This window comes from Halosimplex amylolyticum, assembly GCF_051414035.1.
Taxonomy (GTDB): Archaea; Halobacteriota; Halobacteria; order Halobacteriales; family Haloarculaceae; genus Halosimplex; species Halosimplex amylolyticum.
This window is the reverse complement of sequence record NZ_JBLKNW010000006.1, coordinates 255,667-275,717: the sequence shown is the minus strand read 5'-3', so window position 1 is coordinate 275,717 and position 20,051 is coordinate 255,667. Positions and strand designations below refer to the sequence as shown.

At 68.4% G+C, this 20,051-nt stretch carries 19 protein-coding genes and 1 tRNA gene; 6 read left to right on the top strand and 14 right to left on the bottom strand.

Annotated elements, in window-relative coordinates:
• Positions 1-238 precede the first annotated feature (238 nt).
• Complete coding sequence (han, locus tag ACMGFE_RS21105) at positions 239-2,149, top strand: Hef-associated nuclease (RefSeq protein ID WP_436927264.1); 1,911 nt, start codon at positions 239-241, stop codon at positions 2,147-2,149.
• Between the two features lie 71 nt (positions 2,150-2,220).
• On the opposite strand, the gene ACMGFE_RS21100 is transcribed toward han, so the two are convergent.
• The 4 genes from ACMGFE_RS21100 to ACMGFE_RS21085 all read right to left on the bottom strand — a co-directional run bounded on the left by ACMGFE_RS21100 (position 2,221) and on the right by ACMGFE_RS21085 (position 7,086).
• A complete protein-coding gene (locus ACMGFE_RS21100; protein ID WP_436927263.1) occupies positions 2,221-3,894 on the bottom strand; it encodes a phospholipase D-like domain-containing protein in 1,674 nt (557 codons plus the stop codon).
• A gap of 98 nt (positions 3,895-3,992) precedes the next feature.
• Complete coding sequence (locus tag ACMGFE_RS21095; RefSeq protein WP_436927262.1) at positions 3,993-5,282, bottom strand: HEAT repeat domain-containing protein; 1,290 nt, start codon at positions 5,280-5,282, stop codon at positions 3,993-3,995.
• A 184-nt stretch (positions 5,283-5,466) separates the two neighbouring features.
• The gene (locus tag ACMGFE_RS21090) at positions 5,467-6,381 is read right to left on the bottom strand and encodes a M48 family metalloprotease (protein WP_436927261.1); all 915 of its coding nucleotides are present in this window, start codon (positions 6,379-6,381) and stop codon (positions 5,467-5,469) included.
• Positions 6,382-6,636: 255 nt separating this feature from the next.
• Complete coding sequence (locus ACMGFE_RS21085) at positions 6,637-7,086, bottom strand: halocyanin domain-containing protein (RefSeq protein WP_436927260.1); 450 nt, start codon at positions 7,084-7,086, stop codon at positions 6,637-6,639.
• A gap of 367 nt (positions 7,087-7,453) precedes the next feature.
• On the opposite strand from ACMGFE_RS21085, the gene ACMGFE_RS21080 reads away from it, so the two are divergent.
• The gene (locus ACMGFE_RS21080) at positions 7,454-7,891 is read left to right on the top strand and encodes a plastocyanin/azurin family copper-binding protein (protein WP_436927259.1); all 438 of its coding nucleotides are present in this window, start codon (positions 7,454-7,456) and stop codon (positions 7,889-7,891) included.
• A 74-nt stretch (positions 7,892-7,965) separates the two neighbouring features.
• Here ACMGFE_RS21080 and ACMGFE_RS21075 read toward each other — a convergent pair whose 3' ends face one another.
• The 4 genes from ACMGFE_RS21075 to ACMGFE_RS21060 are packed head-to-tail and all read right to left on the bottom strand — an operon-like array spanning position 7,966 to position 10,507.
• Positions 7,966-8,616: a 30S ribosomal protein S3ae gene (locus ACMGFE_RS21075; protein WP_436927258.1), complete on the bottom strand. Its 651-nt coding sequence runs from the start codon at positions 8,614-8,616 to the stop codon at positions 7,966-7,968.
• Positions 8,613-8,894: a KEOPS complex subunit Pcc1 gene (locus ACMGFE_RS21070; protein WP_436927257.1), complete on the bottom strand. Its 282-nt coding sequence runs from the start codon at positions 8,892-8,894 to the stop codon at positions 8,613-8,615. Before ACMGFE_RS21070 ends, ACMGFE_RS21075 begins: the two co-directional genes overlap by 4 nt.
• Positions 8,891-10,042, bottom strand: coding sequence for a hypothetical protein (locus ACMGFE_RS21065; RefSeq protein WP_436927256.1), 1,152 nt, complete (start codon positions 10,040-10,042; stop codon positions 8,891-8,893). The genes ACMGFE_RS21070 and ACMGFE_RS21065 overlap by 4 nt, the downstream gene beginning before the upstream one ends.
• Positions 10,043-10,507 (bottom strand): 30S ribosomal protein S15, encoded by a 465-nt coding sequence (locus ACMGFE_RS21060; RefSeq protein WP_436927255.1) that lies wholly within the window; start codon positions 10,505-10,507, stop codon positions 10,043-10,045. It abuts the gene before it with no gap.
• Between the two features lie 475 nt (positions 10,508-10,982).
• Between ACMGFE_RS21060 and ACMGFE_RS21055 the strand changes: the two genes are divergently transcribed.
• On the top strand, positions 10,983-12,401 hold the full coding sequence (locus tag ACMGFE_RS21055; RefSeq protein ID WP_436927254.1) for a DUF7289 family protein: 1,419 nt from the start codon (positions 10,983-10,985) through the stop codon (positions 12,399-12,401).
• Between the two features lie 181 nt (positions 12,402-12,582).
• On the opposite strand, the gene ACMGFE_RS21050 is transcribed toward ACMGFE_RS21055, so the two are convergent.
• From ACMGFE_RS21050 to ACMGFE_RS21030, 5 genes are all read right to left on the bottom strand, one after another.
• Positions 12,583-13,359, bottom strand: a complete 777-nt coding sequence (locus ACMGFE_RS21050; protein WP_436927253.1) for a DUF7289 family protein — start codon at positions 13,357-13,359, stop codon at positions 12,583-12,585.
• Positions 13,356-13,832, bottom strand: coding sequence for a DUF7266 family protein (locus ACMGFE_RS21045; protein WP_436927252.1), 477 nt, complete (start codon positions 13,830-13,832; stop codon positions 13,356-13,358). The genes ACMGFE_RS21050 and ACMGFE_RS21045 overlap by 4 nt, the downstream gene beginning before the upstream one ends.
• A gap of 37 nt (positions 13,833-13,869) precedes the next feature.
• On the bottom strand, positions 13,870-14,775 hold the full coding sequence (locus ACMGFE_RS21040; RefSeq protein WP_436927251.1) for a DUF7261 family protein: 906 nt from the start codon (positions 14,773-14,775) through the stop codon (positions 13,870-13,872).
• Positions 14,763-15,326 (bottom strand): DUF7288 family protein, encoded by a 564-nt coding sequence (locus tag ACMGFE_RS21035; protein ID WP_436927273.1) that lies wholly within the window; start codon positions 15,324-15,326, stop codon positions 14,763-14,765. Before ACMGFE_RS21035 ends, ACMGFE_RS21040 begins: the two co-directional genes overlap by 13 nt.
• 101 nt (positions 15,327-15,427) lie before the next feature.
• Positions 15,428-16,003 (bottom strand): DUF7287 family protein, encoded by a 576-nt coding sequence (locus ACMGFE_RS21030; RefSeq protein ID WP_436927250.1) that lies wholly within the window; start codon positions 16,001-16,003, stop codon positions 15,428-15,430.
• Between the two features lie 256 nt (positions 16,004-16,259).
• Here ACMGFE_RS21030 and ACMGFE_RS21025 point away from each other — a divergent pair.
• From ACMGFE_RS21025 to ACMGFE_RS21015, 3 genes are all read left to right on the top strand, one after another.
• A tRNA-Ala gene (locus ACMGFE_RS21025) sits at positions 16,260-16,331 on the top strand.
• A 379-nt stretch (positions 16,332-16,710) separates the two neighbouring features.
• On the top strand, positions 16,711-18,645 hold the full coding sequence (locus ACMGFE_RS21020) for a glycosyl hydrolase family 28-related protein (protein ID WP_436927249.1): 1,935 nt from the start codon (positions 16,711-16,713) through the stop codon (positions 18,643-18,645).
• Between the two features lie 77 nt (positions 18,646-18,722).
• Complete coding sequence (locus ACMGFE_RS21015) at positions 18,723-19,637, top strand: DUF7537 family lipoprotein (RefSeq protein WP_436927248.1); 915 nt, start codon at positions 18,723-18,725, stop codon at positions 19,635-19,637.
• 96 nt (positions 19,638-19,733) lie between these two features.
• Here ACMGFE_RS21015 and ACMGFE_RS21010 read toward each other — a convergent pair whose 3' ends face one another.
• Entirely contained in the window at positions 19,734-19,976 is a 243-nt protein-coding gene (locus ACMGFE_RS21010) for a DUF7127 family protein (protein WP_436927247.1), read from the bottom strand.
• Positions 19,977-20,051 lie beyond the last annotated feature (75 nt).

Sequence of the window (20,051 nt, the reverse complement as noted above, 5' to 3'; positions counted from 1 at the left end):
CTGTACTGAGCATCCGGCGCCGAAGGCGCCGGTTCGCCGTCAGAGCGGAGCTCTGACGAGCCTGCGGTCGTTCGCGGTGCTCACTCCCGCAGACACCGAACTCGCGCGGAGCGCGAGTTCGGCCTTTTTCACCCATGTTTTTGGCTCGGGGGTCGCCTGCGGCGACCCCCGAGCGAAAAAGATGGTGGCCAAAGACTTTCCGAAGGTTAAACTGCGGTCGGAGCGCTATCGAGTACAAATGACTCCTGTACCTGACGCCGGGGATTCCGGCGTCGCGGTCCCCAACGGCGGGACCACCGTCTATGACCTCGACGCGAACTGTGACTTCGAGTACGTCTCCGAGGGCGACCTCTACCTCGCGGAAGTGAACGGCGTCGTCGAGTACGGCGTCTTCGTCGACGTCACCGACGAGGTCTCCGGGCTCGTCCACGCGTCGAACCTCGTCGGCACCTACGAGGTCGGCGACGAACTCGTCGTCCAGCTCGACGAGGTGCGCGAGAACGGCGACCTCGCGTTCAACGAAGTCTCCCTCGACGACTACGAGGTCGAGTCGATCGCCCGTGACAGCCACGCGGTCGCCGACCTCGGGGACGTGGTCGGCGAGTCGATTACCCTGGAGGGCGTCGTCGTCCAGATCAAACAGACCGGCGGCCCGACCGTCTTCCAGGTGCGCGACGCGACCGGCATCGCGCCCTGTACCGCCTTCGAGGACGCGGGCGTCCGCGCCTACGAGGACGTCGCCCTCGACGACGTAGTCCGCATCGAGGGCTACGTCGAGACGCGCGAAGGCGCGGCCCAGGTCGAGATCGACGACCTCCAGGTTCTGGACGGCGACGACGCGGCCACCGTCCGCGAGGCGCAAGACGAGCAGCTCGACGACCTCGCCGCGCCCCACGACCCCGACCCGCTCGTGGAGTGGGACGCCTTCGAGAAACTCCACGACGACCTGCAGGCAGTCGCACGACGGCTCCGCCGCGAGATCCTGGAGGGGCGCCCCATCCGGATGCGCCACCACGCCGACGGCGACGGCATCTGCGCGAGCGTCCCGATGCAGGTCGCGCTGGAGCGGTTCATCGAGGACACTTACGAGGACCCCGACGCCGCACAGCACCTCCTCAAGCGCCTGCCGAGCAAGGCGCCGTACTACGAGATGGAGGACGTGACCCGCGACCTGAACTTCGCGCTGGAGGACCGGAAACGGCACGGCCAGCGCCTCCCGCTCCTGCTCATGCTCGACAACGGGTCGACCGAGGAGGACACGCCCGCCTACCGCAACCTCGCCCACTACGACGTGCCCATCGTCGTCGTCGACCACCACCATCCCGACCCCGACGCGGTCGGTGAACTCCTCGACGAGCACGTCAACCCGTACCTCCACGACGAGGACTACCGCATCACCACGGGGATGATGTGCGTCGAACTCGCGCGGATGATCGACCCCGACGTCACCGACGAACTGCGCCACGTCCCCGCCGTCGCGGGCCTCTCGGACCGCTCGGAGGCAGCGGCGATGGACGACTACCTCGACCTCGCCCGGGAGGAGGGGTACGACGAGTCCGAACTGCGCGACGTCGGCGAGGCGCTGGACTACGCCACCTTCTGGCTGCGCTACGACGACGGCGGTCAGCTCATCACCGACGCGCTCAACGTGGACTGCGACGACGAACAGCGCCACCGCGAACTCGTCGAGTTCCTCGCCACGCGCGCCGAGCGCGACGTGGAACGACAGCTCGACGCCGCGATGCCCCACGTCGACCACGAGCGGCTGGACAACGACGCCCACCTCTACCGGATCGACGTCGAGAACCACGCCCACCGGTTCACCTACCCCGCGCCCGGCAAGACGACCGGCAAGATCCACGACTCGAAGGTCGCCGAGACCGGCGACCCGGTCATCAGCATCGGCTACGGTCCGGACTTCGCCGTGCTCCGGTCGGACGGCGTCCGCCTCGACATTCCGAACATGGTCGAGGAACTGAAAGACGAGATCGACGGGGGCGGCGTCAGCGGCGGCGGCCACCTCGTCGTCGGCTCGATCAAGTTCGTCCGCGGCATGCGCGAGACCGTCATCGACGCCCTCGTCGAGAAGATGGCCGACGCCGAGATCGACGAAGCGCTCGGTAGCTCCGCCGCCTTCGCCGAAGACTGACTGAGACGCGCCGGTACTGGTTGCTCGGCCCGCTCTCGTCGTTTCGGTAGCTTCCGTCCGACAGTCGTGGGTCATCGATCCGGCCCGACGCCCACGTTCGAACCGAAGTCGATGCGGCGAGCGACCAGCGTCGCGAGCAGGAGACAGCCGGCGACGCCGGCGACGATCCCGACCGGTAGTGCCCGTCCCGTCTTCTCGTCCCAGTCGGCCTCGAAGGCGTCCCGGTAGTACGACCCAACCGCCTCGCCCTCCAGCGAGAGGACGACCTCGCGATTCTGCCGGATCGACTCGCCGTTCCAGTTGAGGCTCCCCAGGAGCACCTGGTCCCCGTCGACGACGACTCCCTTCGCGTGGATCTTCTCGTAGTCACCTCCCGGGTCGGCCAGCTTCGCAGAGAGCGGCAGGTTTTCGCGTTCGGCTACCTCGCGAAGGTGCTCGACGAGCCGGCGGTTCTCTTCCTCGACGTACCAGGCGCTGCTGAGCAAGATTCGGACGTCGACGCCGCGTCGGGCCGCCCGAACCGTCGCCCGGAGGAACTGCTGGTCGGGGCCGTCGATGGACATCTGAATCACGTCGATGGACTCGTCGGCGTCGTCGAGTGCAGTCGTGATCGCCGAACCGGCGTTGTCGGGGGTGACGAGCAGTCGCGTCCGATCGACGGGGACCCTTTCGGGCGCGCGCCGACTCGGATACGAGCCGTTCGCGACGCCCGACCTCTCGAAGGAGCGTCCGCGGCGGACCTCCGCCCAGGGCCTGGCACTCTGCCAGTCCACGTCGGCGCGGAACGTCTCGGCGAGCCCGCGGACTATCCGTGGCTGGGAGACGGTGGCCCCCCACCCTCTGCTGGCGCGACCACCCGTGCCCGCCGGCTTCCAGTTCTCCGTCAGCACGACGGCCCTGTCGTCGACGACCGCGTACTTCGCGTGGTGGTACGCGTACCGTCCGTGGGGCCCGCCGAGGAGTTCGACGGTCACGCCGGTCTCCGTCAGCGAATCGAGGACGCGCGCCTGCCGGCGAGAGATACCGTCCACGGGCTGGCCCTCGAGGAGGACGTGCACGTCGACACCCCGATCGACGGCGCGTTCGAGTTCCCGCGCGACCCGTTCGGACGTGAAGGTGTACCCGGCGAGCAAGATCCGGCGGTCCGCATCCCGGATCGTCTCGACGGGAACCGCGGGCGCGTCCGGGAGCGTGAACGCCCGTACCTCGCCGCCGGTGGCGGTGACGACCGACCGGTTCGTCCGCCCGAGCGGCTGCCACGTGATCGCACCGCGGTCGTCGAAACGACCGATCTCCCCCTCCGGCGCGTCGCGATACCTCGCGGTCGCGACCGTTTCGTTCCCCCGATCCAGTTGCAACCGGTCGCCGCCGTTGGCGAGCGAGATGGATCCGTTCGCGCCGACGACCCGGATATCCGTGAGATTCCGAACTCTCGCGGGGGCGGCCGTGACCGCGACGCGGCCGCCGACCGTCCCGTTCGGCAGCGAGAGCGACCCGTCGGCGTCGGCCAGCTCGTATCGGCCGAGATCGGTTCCGTTCGGGAGCGCGAGCACGGCAAATTCGCCGCGGTCGCCGTCGGCGACAGGGTTCGGATACACCGCGATGATCTCGGGCTGGACCGGTCGGTGCGCGTCGACCGATTCGGCCGGCGACGGCTCGGGAGACTCTCCGACGGTTCCCAGCGCCGGGGCGGCGACTCCGGCGACGAGCAAGCAGACGGCGACGAGCCACGCCACTCTGGACACGCGACTGGCTGGTCCCGCTCTCGGATATAAAGGTCAGGATGGAGAGGGGAAGAGGGGAACGCCGCCGGAAAACGCGGCCGGCCGAGGAGACGGGCGCCTCAGACCGCTTTCTGCGCTTCGGACTGGACGAGGAAGGCGCGGTCGTCGGTGTAGTCTTCGAGCACGCCCAGGGCGCGTTCGGTGCCGATCTGGTTGAGCGCCCAGGCGGCGCTGGCCCGGACCTCGTTGGCCTCGTCGTTCTCCAGCACGTCGGACAGGGGGTCGATAGCACGCGTGTCGCCGAGCAGGCCCAGCGAACGCGCGGCGGCGCTGCGGACCTCGTAGTTGTCGGCGTCGAGTCGGTCGGCGACGGGCTGGACGGACTCGGCGCTCCCGATCTCGCCGAGCGCGCGCAGGGTCACCTTCTGCAGGGCCGGGTCGCCGTCGCCGTCGATAAAGTCGTGGAGCGTCTCGGCCGCGCGCTCGTCGCCGATCTTCCCGAGGATCTCGACGGGGCGCTTGTTGCGCTTCTGCGCCCGCTGGTGGACGGCGTCGAAGGCCTCCTCGGGGCCCATCCGCCAGAGCGCGTCGAGGATGTTCTCCTCCATGAAGTCCGAGTCGAACGTCTCTAGCGCCTTCACGATCGGTTCGACCTCGCCTATCTCCTCGTAGACCTTCACCGCGTTCCACTCGGCGGGGAAGTCCTTGCGGTTCTCCGATTCGAGGACGTCGTAGAAGCCCTCCGCGTCGAGTTGCTCCCGGACCGTGAGGTCGTCCCACTCCTCGGCGGCGTCGAGGTCGTCCTGCAGCGCCTCGGCGTCTTCGAGGAGCGCGGCGATGGTCTCGGCGTCCTCGTCGGGGTCGAGCGTACTCCCCTCGATCACCTGTGCGGCCTGGTCGAGCGCGTCGGCGAGGTCGTCCGTGTCCTCGCTCTCCGGCGAGATCTCGGTGTCGAGTTCGTCGGCGAGCGTCTCCAGGTACGATTCGACGGCGGCGACGACGTCGGGTCGGCCGTCCTCGGTCCAGCGCGTGTCGGCGACGGTCGACTCCGCGTCTTCGAGGACCGCGACCACGTCCTCGGCGTAGGGCCCGCGCTGGTCCTCGAGCTGGTCGCGCAGGTCGGCGACGCGGTCTTCGAGTTCGGCCGCCGGGTCCTCGGCGTCCTCGTCGTCTTCGTCGGGTTCCGGCAGGTCGGCCGCGTCGATGTCGGCCTCGATCTCGTTGAGGTCCGCTTCGACGGCGTCGAGGTCGGCCTCGGTCTCCGCCGCTTCGAGGTCGCTTTCGGCGTCGTCGAGCCGCTGGTCCAGCGTGTCCGCGGACAGTTCGGTCGTCTCTTCGGCCTCGCCAGCGTCGGCCTCCTCATCGGCTGGCGCGTCCTCGTCGGCCGCTTCGTCGTCCCCGTTGCTCATACCCCGAAATGCGACTCTTTGGGGCAAGAGCGTTTCCCTTCGGAGTCCTCGCCGCGAGTGATATCGGTCTCCGCCGTACCGAACGAGTTCGCGGGCGTGTTGAGCGATGTCGTCGCGTTCCAGCGAGCGCGCTGCGGTCGCACGGCCGATCCGCTGGGGATGTTCGGGGGAGTCGCCAGTTCGCCTACGCCCGCTCGAACTCCCCGGCCAGCTCGGACAGGCGCTCGACGCGCTTTTCGGGGTCAGGGTGGGTCTGCATCGCGCTGACGAGGCGGGACTTGGCGTCGGCCGGGACGATGAACAGCGCGTTCAGCTCGGCGTGGTCGCGGAGGTCCTCGTCTGGCGTCGCCGCCATCTCCGTGGAGATGGTCTCGATGGCGGCCGCCATCGCGCCGGGCTTGCCGGTGATGACGGCCGCGCCGCGGTCGGCGGCGAACTCGCGGTGGCGACTGATCGCCCGCGAGACGAGGTAGCCACCGATCCAGGCGACCAGCGAGATCGCGACGAACGCGAGGAACCACGGCATCCCGCCGTCGCCTCCGCCGGCTCCGTCGCCGCCGCCGTCGCCGAACCACCAGAAGTTCCGCACGACCATCGCCGCGGCGGTCACGAGGAAGGTCACGACCGACATCACGAGCGCGTCGCGGTGCTCGACGTGCGCTATCTCGTGAGCCAGGACGGCGTCGAGTTCGTCGCCCTGGAGGGTATCGAGCATCCCCTGGGTCACGGCGACGACGGCGTCGTCGCGCCCTTTCGCGGTGGCGAAGGCATTGGGCTGTGCCTGGGGCGCCACCGCTACGTCGGGCTTGGGGATTCCAGCCTGTGCGGCCAGGCGCCCGACCCGCGCGTGGAGGTCGGGGTACTCGGTTTCGTCGACGCGCTCGGCGTCGAGCGCTTTCAGTGCGGCCGCGGGGGCGTACTTGTACTGGAGGGTGACGAGCACGCCCGCGACGCCGACGACGAGGACGAAGCCGGCCGACCCCATCGCGTCGGTCGCCCACCACGCGGCGACGCCGACGAACGCCGCGTAGAGGACTGCCATCCCGGCCATCGCCAGGACCATGCGAACCCGCAGGGACCAGTCGGGTTTGAGGCGCATGTCGATCGCTACCCGTCGCGGACGAAAAGTTGTTGCGCCACCATCTTTTTCGCGAGGGGGTCGCCGACGGCGACCCCCTCGCCAAAAACATGGGTGAAAAAGGCCGAACTCGCGCCTGCGGCGCGAGTTCGGTGTCCGCGGGAGTGAGCACCGCGAACGACCGCGGGCTCGTCAGAGCAAAGCTCTGACGGCGAACCGCGCCTCGCTTCGCTCGGCGGACGCGCTGTACAGGCGAGAGACGTTACGTTGGCTCTCTCAATTGCCGGGCACCTCGTCAGTCGGGTCCGGATACTGACCACAACACGGGCCGACGACGATAGCCCCTCGCTCGCCTTTCGATTCGTCGTGCTGGCTGCACTCGTACGCATAGAGTCCCCCGTCCTCGTTCGGCGGTTCCAGCGTGAACTCACGGGAGAATGTATGCCCCTTCTCAGCGGTCAGACGACTCTCAAAACTGGCGTCGAGAGTTCCCTGAACCTGATGTGCGCCACCATCACCGGTCCACCGCCACGTAACAGTCGTTCCATCGTCGATGAGAACCGCAGCGGGGTCGAATGCGTAGTGACCACGGTTTCCATCGGCACCGACGAGGACCTCGACTTCCGCTCTCCCGGTCATATTTGTGAGGCCGGTGTAGTTCTCCGGTGCGCGATGATTCTCGTTGAGGTAGTCGTGGACACGTTCTGGAACCTTTTGATCGGTCACTGTCCCGGTGGTGGGGCCGGGTTGGTCTGTGGTCCCTGGTACGCCTGTCTCACCACAGCCCGCGATACAACTGATCCCACCAACTGTCAGGGTCCGGAGGAACCTACGTCGGGAGGGCGAACCAGACATGTCGGTCAAATCCGTTCGCAATGCCCTGAATGTTTGGATGACACGGATGCGATCCCAATCAAGCAGTGAATCGGAACCTGTTGTCGCTCGATCCTCACGAAGAATAAACCGAAGTGAAAGATACGCGAACCGAATTGAATACCGACGGATGGCGCCACCCGTGGGTCGTCCCGTGGCGAGTTCCCGGCGATCGTTCCAGACCGAGGCCTCTATTTGGACCGAGTTCCCACCGTCTCGTATGGACAGACGGGCGTTCCTCCGGAGTGCGGGCACCGTCGCCCTCGCGGCCGGACTCGCGGGCTGCGGCGAGGGCAGTGGCGAGACCGGCGACTACGACGTCGGGATGACCGCCCGGAAGTTCGAACCGGTGTCGATAGAAGTCCCGCCCGGGGCGACCGTCGTCTGGAAGAACACGAGCACGCACGCCCACACGGTCACCGCCTACGAGGACGCGATCCCGGACGACGCCGACTACTGGGCGACCGGCGAGTTCGACTCCCAGTCGGCGGCCGAGAGCGGCTGGCTCGACGGCAACGACGGCGCGCTCTACCAGGGTGACACGTACGAACGAACCTTCGAGACGGTCGGGACGCACGACTACTTCTGCATCCCGCACGAGGCCGGTGGGATGGTCGGCGCTGTCGTCGTGAGCGAGGACGCGACGACGGACGCGTAACTCAGGCGCGACGACGGACGCGTCGCTCGGGCACAGGTATCCTGCGGCGAAAGAATTCGAAACGGCGTGCGTCGTCAGTCGGCAGACTCGTCGACTGCGACTTCCTCTTCGTCGACGTCGACGCTGGTCTCCTCTTCGGCGGCGACTTCCTCGGGACGGGCCTCGAGGGTCAGCTTCTGGATCTCCACGCGGCGCAGCGGGTAGATGGTCTTCGCGTCGTTGTAGATGGCCGAGGAGAGCCGTCCCTCGACGACGCTGTCGACGAGTTCCGCGTACGTGCGGTCCTGCGCGGACTCCTCGACGATGTCGATCATCGTGCGGCGGATGGCCTTCTCCTGGCTCTCGTCGGCGCTCTTGGTCGTGAGCGCGACGGGCTGGATCTGGACGCGGTAGTCGTCCTCGGTGAGGACGGTGATGTACGCCTGGACCTTCGAGGAGCCGCGGCGGACGAGCGAGCGCAGGTAGTCCCGCGTCAGCTCGTGTTTGACGAACTCGGTGTACGCCGAGTCCGACGCGACCTCGTTGACCTTGAAGGTCAGCTTGGTGTTGTTCTCGCTGGCGTCGTTGCGCAGGTCGCCCAGCGTGGTTTCGATGGTGCGGCCGAGCACCTTGTCCGGTTCGTCCGCGGGGGTCTCACCGAGTTCCTCCCGGTCGAACTGCTCGGGAGCCATCAGTGTGTACCACCGCTTCTCTTGCTTTCGTCGTGAGACTGATCGTTCGCTCATGTGTTGGTGTCTGTGTCGGGTGTGTCGTCTGTCTGCGCTGTACTCCGCTCCGCCTCGCTCTCGCCCCCTCCGAGCCGCGCGGCGACCCGGCAGTTGACCACGTAGTCGTCGACCGTCGACCGGAGCCCGCCCGTCCGCTCGCGCGTCACCGTCGTGACCACCGCGTCACCGTCGACGCACGTGGTCATCTCCGCGGTGTTGTCGGGTGCGAGCGAAGCGGCGACTCGCATCGCAGCGTCCTCGTCACCGTGGGTCGTCGTGATCGTGGCCCGTCTCATAGTGCCTCCCTGAACGCGGTGATGAACGCGCCCGTCTCCACGTCGAAGCGGACGCGGCCGGTCGTCCCGGTCGCCGCGGCGGTGCCGTCGACGCCGTTGGCCGCCGTCGCGAGGACGGCTTCGAGGTCGCGTTCGTCCGCGACGACCGCCGCCGCGCCGTCCGTGACGGCGAGCGTCACGGGTTCCGGCGAGCGATAGTCGTGGACGAGTCGCGCCATGGTCTCGACGGGCGCGTCGTCCGTCTCGGCCCGGGCGACGAACAGGCCGTCGTACCGGCCGGTCGTCGCGTCCGAGACGGCGGCGTGCGCGCGCCGGGCGTGCGACCGCCACGCGTCGAGCGCGGCCGCCTCCGCGTCGTGACCGAGCGCGAGCGCGACGCCGGTGCCGGGCTCGTCCCGCGCCAGCGCGTCGAGGACGTCCGCGTATCCACCGATGGTGCCGAACGGCCCGCCCGCGAAGGGACGGAGCGCCCGTTCGACCGCGTGTCCGCCCCGCGGCGGGACCGCGTCGTCGCCGGCCGCGCGCAACGCGACCAGCGAGGCCACGCGGCGTCGGTCGTCGGCGTCGAGGGCGCTCGCGTCGACGCCGTCCTCGCCCGGTTCGAGTCCGAGGTCGGCGAGCGCCGCAGCGGTCGCGTCGGTGTCGCCCGAGAACGGCGCGTGGACGAGCGTCGAGTGAGCGAGGCCGTCGACGAGGTCGGTCGTCGGCACGGCCACGCCGGGTCGGCGCTCGACGCCCGCGTCCGCGGCGGCCGCAGCGACCGGACCGTCGAGGGCACGCCCGTCGGCAACGACGCCGGCGAGCGCGAGCGCGAGGTCGGGCTCGGTGCCGAGTCCACGCGCGACCTCGAAGGCAGTCTCGCTGGCCGGTCGCGCGGCGGCGGATATCGAACTGTCCGCCGTCGGATCGGCGCGACCCACGGCGACGGTCAGGTCGGCGTCGGTCGCGCGTTCGGCGTCGGTCGGGAGCGCCGCGAGACTGATCTGGAAGGGACTGTCGAGTTCCGTCAGCGCCCGCGCGAGGACGCCGCTGGCTGCCAGTGCGTCGCCGGTCGCGGCGCCGACGAGGCGGACGAAGTCGGCCTCGCGGAGCCGGTCGGCGAGCTCGCCGGCGGCAGCGTCGTCTTCGGAGCGGGCGGTGGCGGACATCTATTCGAGGAGTTCCGCGGCGGTGTCGGCGCTGTAGGTGAAGTCCTCGTCCAGCTCGTCGCCGCGATAGTAGTCGGCTAGGCGGCGGATCTTCGCTTCCGTGTTCTGGAGCGCGCGCTTGTTCTGGTGGTCGGTCGGGTTCTCGTCCATGTGCTCGTGCAGGCGGACGGCCCGCTCCAGCAGGTTGCTGAGGTCCTCCGGCAGCTCCGGGGCGGCGTCGTTCTCTTCGAGGATCTCGGTGATCTTCTTGCCGGTGGCCAGGGAGACGTCCGGGACGGGCGTCCCGTTGACGCCTTCGTCGCGGAGCTTCAGCCCGATCTCGCTGGTGCTGAGGCCCTGCTCGGCCAGCTCGACGACGCGCTCTTCGATCGCCGATTCGTCTACGTCGCTCCACTCCGGGGGTTCGTCGGCCGCGGGCTTGTCCGAGGAGGACGAGCCGCGACGGCGCGTATGCATTCGTGCCATGTGTCTGAATTGGAACGCGACTGACCGCTGTTCGACGGTCGTGAGACCGCGCAGTGCGTGCGTGCGCCGCGGCCGGCCCCGCGAATGCGAGACCGCCGGTCGGCGCGAACACGGCCGCAATCCCGAGTCGCGCGAGGCATCGAAAGAGGCCTCGTATTGCGCGAGCGGTGAATCCGCGAGCGCGCAATCGCGCGACGATGTCAGATTTGCGGTCGTGCGTTCCCACCGGAGAGTGCCTCCTCGCACACTAAACAGTTTCCATCGGAACGCCGCGAGGACCGAACCGCCGGCGCGACCGCCGCCCGGATCGGCTCAGACACGCACCTCACCTCGTTATCACAGTTAGTATTATCCGTCAGCGCTAGATAATGGCCGTGAAACGGCGGAAACTGCGACCCCCTCCGTTCTAACTTCAATCGTGATAAACGAAGGCGCGCGTTTATTGACCGGGGTCGCGAACGGAGGGCAGAAACCGATGAGTCAGGACGCTCGGGGCGTGAGCAGCGTGTTGGGGATCGTACTGTTGTTCGCCGTCGTCATCGGCGGGACCGCGCTCGTCGTGTCCATCGGCGCGGCGGCGCTCGACGACACGAGCGACGGGCTCGACGTCAGCCGGGCCGAGAAGTCGCTGACGCAGTTCGACTCCCGGAGCGCGATGGTCGCGCTCGGCGGGACGAGCCACCAGGGAGTGGACCTGGCGGCCGCAAGCGGCGCCAGCTACGGCGTCGACGGCGCCGTCGGCTGGATGAACGTCACCGTCTACAACGAGACTTCCGGCGAGACGAAGACGCTGACGAACGTGACGCTCGGCGCCGTCCGGTACGACAACGGCGACCAGAGCGTCGCCTACCAGGGCGGCGGCGTCTGGAAGGGGACCGAGGCCGGGACGACCATGCTCTCCCCGCCGGAGTTTCACTTCCGGGCCGCGACGCTGACGCTCCCGATCATCACCGTCGACGGCACGCCGAGTCTCGGGTCCGGGGCGACGGTCACCAAGGCCGACCCGACCCGGGTCCGCTATCCAAACGCGACCCAGGACGCCAACTTCACCAACCCGCTCGACAACGGGTACGTGAACGTCACCGTCCGGAGCGAGTACTACGAGGCGTGGGGTCGCTTCTTCGTCCAGCGGACCGAGGGTAACGTGAGCTACAACCACACCAGGAGGACCGCCCGCGCGAAACTCGTCGTCCCCTTCGACGAGAGCTACGACAACGTCCTCGCGTCGACGCAACCGGGAGGGATCCGCATGAACGGCAACGACCCGAAACCCTCGCCCTCGGAGACCGGGATCAACTACCCGCTGGCCGACGACCGCATCGAAGATCGCATCGACGAGTGCGAGGACAACGCCGGCGCCTGCGACGATCTGCCCGCGGGCGACCCGGTCACGATCACGAGCGGCGGAACCTACTACACGGACTCGTACTTCTCCGAGACGCTCGAGATCGACAACCCCGGCGACGACGTCACGGTGGTCGTCGACGAGAACTTCAGCCCGGAGGGCGTGACGATCACGAGCAGTCACAACACGACGATCCTCGTCCGCAACTCCTTCGACATGGGGTCGAACGACGACCTCAACGACGGCGGTCTGGCGAGCGACCTCTCGGTCGTCATGCACTCGGACGGGGCGGTCAACGGCAACGGCAACTTCAAACTCGTCGGACTGCTGTACGCGCCCGGCTCGGACTGTAACCTGAACGGCGGCGGCTCCGTCGATCCGAACATCATCGGAGGGGTCGTCTGCGAGAGCATCACGGTCAACGGCAACCCCAACGACTTCAGCTACGACCCCAGCGTCGAGGACACCAACCTCGAACTGGAAGGCGACATCACCCCAGTCACCTACCTCCACGTGACCGAGAACCCGGTCAACGTCACCAGCGAGTGACCGCCGGGCCAGTCGACTCCCATCCGGCCCACTCCTCCCGCTCGTGACGGCCGGTCACTCGGCTCCCGGGTTCACTTTCGCTGTCCACGACTACCCATAGCGCCGGATGACTCCACAGTCCGAGTCCGGGACCCGGCCCTGTCGGCCGGCGAGGAGCGTCGATGAGAGGGTCGTGCCCGCCTCAGGCCTTCAGTTCGACGGCGATCCGGACCTCGGTGACGTAGAGCTGTTCGGGCGTCTCGTCGAGCTGGCAGGAGACCCGGTCGGACCCGGACTGAAAGCAGGTCAGCGCGGGGTCCCGGCCGAGCATCGACAGCCAGAGGTCCTGCCTGGGCGAGGTCACGTTGATCCAGACGTCGTCGTATTGCCCCTCGTCGTCGGCCACGGGGACGAGGCGACGGTTCGCGCTCGCGCGCACGAGTACCGTCGAGCTCTGGATCTGCTGGCCGGTGTCGGTCGCCGAGACCGTCGTCACGATCGGGATCAGGGTGCGTTCACTGTCGAACACCGGCGACCAGGGCTGGACGACAGTCCCGCCACGCGGGTCGTCGCGGAAGATGGCGCCCATCACGTAGACGAGCTCCGTGTCGCCGTCGTCGTAGACGATCGGACGGATCTTGTGAGTCCTGTTGGGCAGGAACGACGGGTCGCTGACGCTCTCGTTCGGATCGCGGACGGTCACGATCGTCTCGTTCGCGAGGGAGAGCGACGCGTCCTCGAGGCTGATCTCGGTCGCCCGGCTGGGCGCTCCCCGCTCGGCGATGTCGCCCATGTTGTCCGAGAGGACCTCCATCGCGCGCACGGCGTTGTCGGTCTGCTGGGCGTCGCGCACCGTTTCGAGGCTGGCGAGGCCTGACAGCGAGACGATCCCGACCACGCTGACGATCATCGCGAAGACCAGGACGAACCCGACGACGTCGCTCACGGCGCGGTCGTCGACCGCACGAGGCCCATTCATGCGCGGACCTCCAGGTGCGGACCGCCGGGGTCGTAGACGATGCTGACGTCGCCGCCGGACACCGCGCCGGTCGCCACGGTCGTCTCGGTCTCGATCCGGACCGCCACGGAGACCGAGGGGTTCGACGTCGAGAGGTTCAGCCACTGCTCGGACCCGGCGTGGGTGACCGCGACGTTATAGTGCGATCCGGCGATGGTCGGCGGGAGCGACGCGTTGACCGCGACCGTCTGCGTGCGCTCGCCGGCCCTGACGAGCCGGTCCGCGGCGACCACGTCGCCGGCGAGTTGCTGGCCGACGACGCCGAGTTCCGTCCTGACGACCTCGGTCCGTTGCTGGGTCACGAAGTCACCCGCGGCGACGAACAGCCCGGTGACGACCAGCGATGCGATGGCGAGGGCGAGCGTGTACTCCAGCGTCGTCGACTGCCCGCGACTCGCGCTCGCGAGACTGCCGTACCGCCGGCCGCTGTCCACGCGCTCCGCGGAATGCCCGCGACGGCGTGGCGGCGGGCTACCCATCGGTCTCACCTGGGGCGACCCGGATCGTCGATCGGTAGCGCACGTCCGACGACCAGTAGACGAGGTCGACTTCCATCGCGTGGAGGACCTCCTCGTACTGGCTGCTGGACAGCGCAGCACTGGGGCTGCCGTCCACGACCATCGTGTACTCGCCGTCCGCGACCGAGCCGTTCCGGATCCCGAGGTCGTACGGCCCCGAGACGCTCCCGAGGTCGAGGGCCGGACAGTCGGCCCCGTCGACCGTCCCCTCGGAGAAGTCGACGGTGAGTGGGGCCGTCGCCGTCGTCGTGCACGACTCGTAGCTCCCGGAATCGTTGACGCCGATCTCGTACTCGGAGGCCGCCGAGTCGTAGGAGACGTTGAGGTACCAGGTGTCGCCGCCGTCGGCGACGACCCACAGCTCGTCGCTGTCCGACCCGCTCCAGCTCTCGACGTCGAGCCGGAACTTGCGGGTGTCAGAGACGTCGGTCGCGATCGTCCAGTCGTCGGTGCCGCTGTCGCTGAAGTCGCTCGGATCGTCTGTGACGTTCACCCCCGGCGTCGTCGCGACGCTGACGTTCGTCAGCTGCCCGTGCGCCGCCTGCTGGCGCCGGGTCGCGTTGTGATAGCTCTCGACGGCGTCCCGGACGCTCTGGTTGAGGGCGTCGTGGTCGCCGCTGTGGGCCGTGTGCGCGTACCGGAACGACTCGACCGCCATCGTCTCTGTCGCCCGATGGAAGGCGTGTGCGTTCGACGTCTCCGCCGACTCGCTCCGGGTCGCCAGGTTCTCCGTGTAGATGGCGGCGTTCATCACCAGCGCCAGCGCGACGAACACGACCGCCAGCGCGAACGCGCCGACCAGGATGATCTGGCCGCGTCCCGCGTCGGGTCCACCGACGCTCGGCCTCAGATCCGCCACACGACCACCTCCACGTCGATCACGTTGTAGACGCTGGATCCCGACGGCTGCGGCGCGAAGTACGTCGAATCTGCTACGACCGTCGTCCCCGTCGGGTCGCCGTTCTCGTCGCGGATCTCGTCGTCCACCATGATCGACAGCGACCACGTCGCGCGGACCGCGTGGTCGCTCGGCACCCCCTGGTAGACGTACGGCTCCGTGTGGGTCTGCGAGTCGGTCCCCTGATAGCGCAGGTAGACGTTGTACGCGACGCCCTCCCGGTCGAACGACCGTTCGAGCATCGTCCCGAAGCGGTTCGGCGGCGCTCCGGTGGTGAAATAGCCGAGTTCGCTCGTTTGGTAAAACTGCTCGCTCGTCGCGTTCCACGAGAGCACCGCCCGCTCGAGCGCCCCCGTCTCGGCCGCCGAGGCGAGCACGCCCCGCGCCGTCGCTTCCTGCTGGTTCTCGATGTGCTGGCTCGACGTGCTCGCGGACAGCGGCGTCACCGCCGTCATCTCCAGCGCGAACACGACTGCCGACAGCAAGATCAGGCTCGCGATCACCCCTTCCAGCGTGTGCGCCTGCCCGCGGTCGGCGCCCCCACCGTCCGCACTGCCGACGTCCCCGTCCTCGTCCCCGCGACCCGCCGGCGTTCGCGGCGGCCGACGAGCGCTCACCACATTACCACCTCGACGGTGACGTCCTGCCCGTCGAGCAACGCGACCCGCTGCGCGCTGACGGTCTTCCCGCCGCTCCCAGCCGGGTTGGACCCGTCTGTGAGGACGGTCCCACAGCTCGGGCTCTGCGCGACGACCGTGCTCCCGTCCCAGCAGAGGATCACGTTCTCGTCCGACCCGACGTCGCCACGGATCGTCACGTTCACCGGCGTCCGATCGACGATCCCGACGCGTTGCTGAATCGGGTCGCCGTCGAAGCCACACGCGGTAACCGCCTCGTCGAAGAACGCCTCCGTGCACTCGCTGTCGAGCACGTACGGCGCGGTCGCGTTGCCCAGCGACCGCTGGGTGAGGTCGTCAGCGACGCGGTTGACCGCCGGCGTCTCGGTCTGCCCGCTGTCAGAGAACGGCTCCAGCATCCCCGGAACGAACGCCAGCGCGAACGTCAGCGCCAGCAGAAAGATGCTCATGCCGATGGCGAAATCTAGCGTCGTCTGTCCGCGCCCGTCCCGGCGGTCGAGCAGTCGCTCGGTACGCCCGTCTCGCTGTGGGCCCGTGCCGTGTGACTTCACGGGCCCCGTTTGGTCCCCGAATCGTCGCATGGTGTGTGTCTGACGGTCCCCGCGGACGCCGTCCCCCCGGAAGGCGCCACAGGCCCCGTGCCTTGGCGACTGAACGACGGTCCCCGTTATATCCGTTGGCCTGGCAGTACAGAAATTGATACTCAGACGGTCGGACGGTTGACACCACGGCCGTGTCACTCGATGACGACCCGCCGCCTGCTTCGATGGGTTTATGAAAAGTCCCCGGATACGTGTTTTTGCAGGCGGGCTCGTAGATCAGTGGTAGATCATCCCCCTGGCACGGGGAAGGCCCCGGGTTCAAATCCCGGCGAGTCCATCGGAGCGAGCGAGTTTTTCGAGCGAGCGAGAATGGTCGAGGCAGGATTTGAACCCCTACCAGTCGCAGCGCCGAGCGGAGCGAGGCGACCGTCTGGTTCCGGGTTCAAATCCCGGCGAGTCCACTTCCTTCCGTTCGCTTCGCTCACTCCAGTCAGTGGACTCGCCGACCCTCGCGAACGCTTCGCGTTCGCTCGGTCCCGGCGAGTCCACTATCTTATCCGGCGAACTTCCTGGCCAGCACCGCGTCGCGTGTATTGGTCAGTGTGGGCCGCTACCGCCGGCGTCGGCAGCTCCTCGATCAGTGCTGACGAAGCAGTCGTCTCCGTGGTACGTGGCGCATTACAATGTGGCTACAGGTTCGGTTACGAGTGACAACAATGACGCAACGAGTGGCGAGGCGGGAGGTACTTCGGGCGATAGGCGCGCTGGGTGCAGCTGGTACGGCAGACGCGGCGACGGCGGCGGACGCGACGACTGCGGACGGCGATCACCTGGGAGAGACGTGGGACGGATCGCCGGATACGAACCACGGGTTGAAGATAGACGTCGGAGGGACGAAACACGCGCTCGACCTGCGAGCGCAGGCCAGCGACGCGACGACGCTGTTCTCCAGGGCGTCGGCCGACTCCGGGAGTACGATCGGGGTCCAGGGGACCGCGGTGTCCTCCAGCGGCAAGGGCGTCTTCGGGTTCGCACCGGCTGACTCCGGGCCGTCGATAGGCGTCAAAGGCGTCAGCAACTCCACCGGGGGCCGAGGGCTGTACGGGTACGTCACCGCCGACTCGGGATGGACGCGCGGGGTCGAAGGCAAGGTAAACTCCTCCGGCGGATCGGGCGTCTACGGCGAGGCGGCGGCAACGTCCGGAACGGCCGTCGGTGTGGAGGGGCACAGCGAGGCCGCGGACGGCGTCGGAGTGAAGGGAACCGCCGGGTCGACAGACGGGTTGGGCCTCTACACCCCCGACGACGCGGCCGTCGACGGCGCACTTCGGGCGACGACACACCGAACCGCAGCGCATCCCCGGGCCGACGTGACGGCGCACGGAGCCGCTGGCGACGGAAACACCGACGACACCGAGGCGATCCGCCAGGCCCGCGATGCCGTCGACGCGGGGGACGTGGTGTTCTTCCCGCCCGGGACGTATCTGGTCTCGGAGTCGATCGATCGCAAGGGGAGGGCCTTCGTCGGCGCCTCACCGTTCGAATCGACGATCGAGGCCGAGAGCGGCGGCTCGTGGCGAACCGGTGGCGCCGACATCGCGACGGCCGTCTGTTACGACCGGGAGACCGACGAATCCGTGTGCAGGAGTCTCGGCGTCGACGTGAACGGCGAGGACGCGGCCGGAATCGCCTGCTTCGGCGGACGGCGGCTCCGCCTGACCGGCAACTACGTCCGCAACGGAGCGGACTCCGGCGTCCAGTTCTGGGGCAACGACGTGTCCGGGGTCGCGGACTGCGTCGACGGGACCATCGCGCGCAACGTGGTCGAGAACTGCACCTGGAATCTCGTCCTCGACGGATCGTGCAGAAACTGCGCCGTCGAGCAGAACGTCTCGCGGAACGCCAGTCGCCGACACGTCTCCTGTGACGCCGCGCAGTCGGCGGACGGCAGACCCGCCGCGGGGTGCCGGGTCGCGGGCAACGGCTGCGCGGGCGCGAGCGGCGACCCCGGGGTCGGCCCGGGAGCGATACAGATCAGGCGGGGCGCGGGTACCGACGTGCAGATCGTCGATAACGTCGTTCGCGACTGGCCCGCCGAGGGCGTCAAGGCCGAGGACGCGTCGCTGATCGCCAACAACGTACTCACGGGCGATTCGGAGACGCTACAGCGGGCGATTTTACTGGACGGGACGCGGAGCGGACTCCTCGTCGAGGGGAACGTGATCGAGGACGCGAACGTCGGCATTGCGGCGAAGTCGGGAACGGACCCTGCCGTCATCTGCGACAACGTCGGTCGGAACCTCGGTGACCCCGAGGAAATCGATGGTCCGTACACCGACGAGTGGGTCGTCGCGGACAACTATCGCTACGAATCGGGCGGACGGGGAGGTGCGCGCCTCGCTCGCGTCACCGCGTCCGGCACGGTCACGCTATCCAGTGGGACGACGGCCGAGACCTGGGAGTTTCCGACGGAGCTGTTCCAGGCGCCGGAGGCGACTGACGTCGACGTTCGACCCACGAGCTCACTCGGCAACGCGACCCACTGGTGGGTCTCGAACTTCGAGAAAACCAGTCTCGACGTGGCCGTCGACGCCGACCCGGCGCAGGACGTGACGTTCGCGGTGACCGTCGACATCGGCGGTAGCGACTGACGGGCGGCGCAGGCGGACTCGCGGTAGACCCCGATCCGCCGAAGCCGTATTGTACCCCACGTCCTTAGCGACCCGTAATGCGAATTCGGGCGGTCATCGTCGCGGCGCTGGTTCTCCTCGCCGGGTGTAGCGCAGTTTCGTTCGGGAGCGACGGCCAGCAGGGGGCGCCGACGGACACGGTCACGCCCGTCCCGGTCACCGGCACCGACCGCGGCGCGAGCGCGACGACGACGCCGGTCGACCTCCCCCCGGGCGTGAACGCGGACGGGAGCGTCAACGCCGTCGAACTCGCGCAGGCACACGACGCGTACGTGGAGAATCGGTCGTACACGTGGTTCGTCGACTACGACACGGGCAGGCCGGACTTCGTCGGCGGGGTGTTCACCCGCCGGGCGGTCGTCGGCAACGGGAGCTTCTTCGTCCAGCAGGTCAGCCTCGGCCCCGGCGCGAACAGTTCGCTGTACGTCAACGAGTCGGGCGGGTTCCTGCGGTCGGCGGAGGGCAACGAGACGCGCTACGAACTGATACAGGTCCCCGGCGACCACGGGGAGTACGTCTTCGCGGACGACGCCATCCGCCGGTTCCTCGGTGGGACGACGTTCGACGTGACGACCGTCGAACGAGGGGGGCAGACGTACTATCGGCTGTACGTCGCCGACGGACCGATCCCCGATACGCTCGCGGCGTCGCCGGTCGTCGTCCGCAACTACACGGCGACGGCGTACGTGACGAGCGACGGGTTCGTCCGGTCGCTGACCGCCCAATACGACCGCGTCGTCGACGGCAACCAGTCGCACGTGAGCTTCCGCTACGACTACAGTCACGTGGGCGAGTCGACGCCCCGGGCGCCCGACTGGGTAGGCGAAATCCACCTGCGGTCGACGCCGGAACCCGTCCCGCCGGGGACGACGACGCCGAACGGCACGACCCCGCCGTCGGACGAGTCGACTGCCACGGCCGCCGGAACGACGACGGACGAACTCGACGAGTAGTCGACGCCGACACCAGCCGCTACCGGGACGGCAAGCGGGAAGTCGGTGGACCAGAAGACGCGGTCGTCCGCGCGCAAGCGATGGGGGAGCGTCGACTCAGGACCTGAGAGTGAGCATCCCGTCGTTGACCGACAGGTCGGTCACTTCGTCGGTGACCTCGAACTCGAACTGCCGGTCGCCGGCGACGACGATGGCCGTGTCACCCACGACGTCGAGCTTTGCGTCGATCTGCTCGCCGAAGTCGACGACGATGAGCGTCTGCCCGTCGACGTCCCGGCGGGTGATCGCGATGTCCTCGTCCTCGGCAGCGGCTGACTGGAGCGTGCGTGGGGCATCCATAGGTTCGGTTGGGCCCTCGCGCACCTAAGGGCGTCGCCGGGCCACGCCGGGCCCGCGGCGACCGTCCGCAGTGGG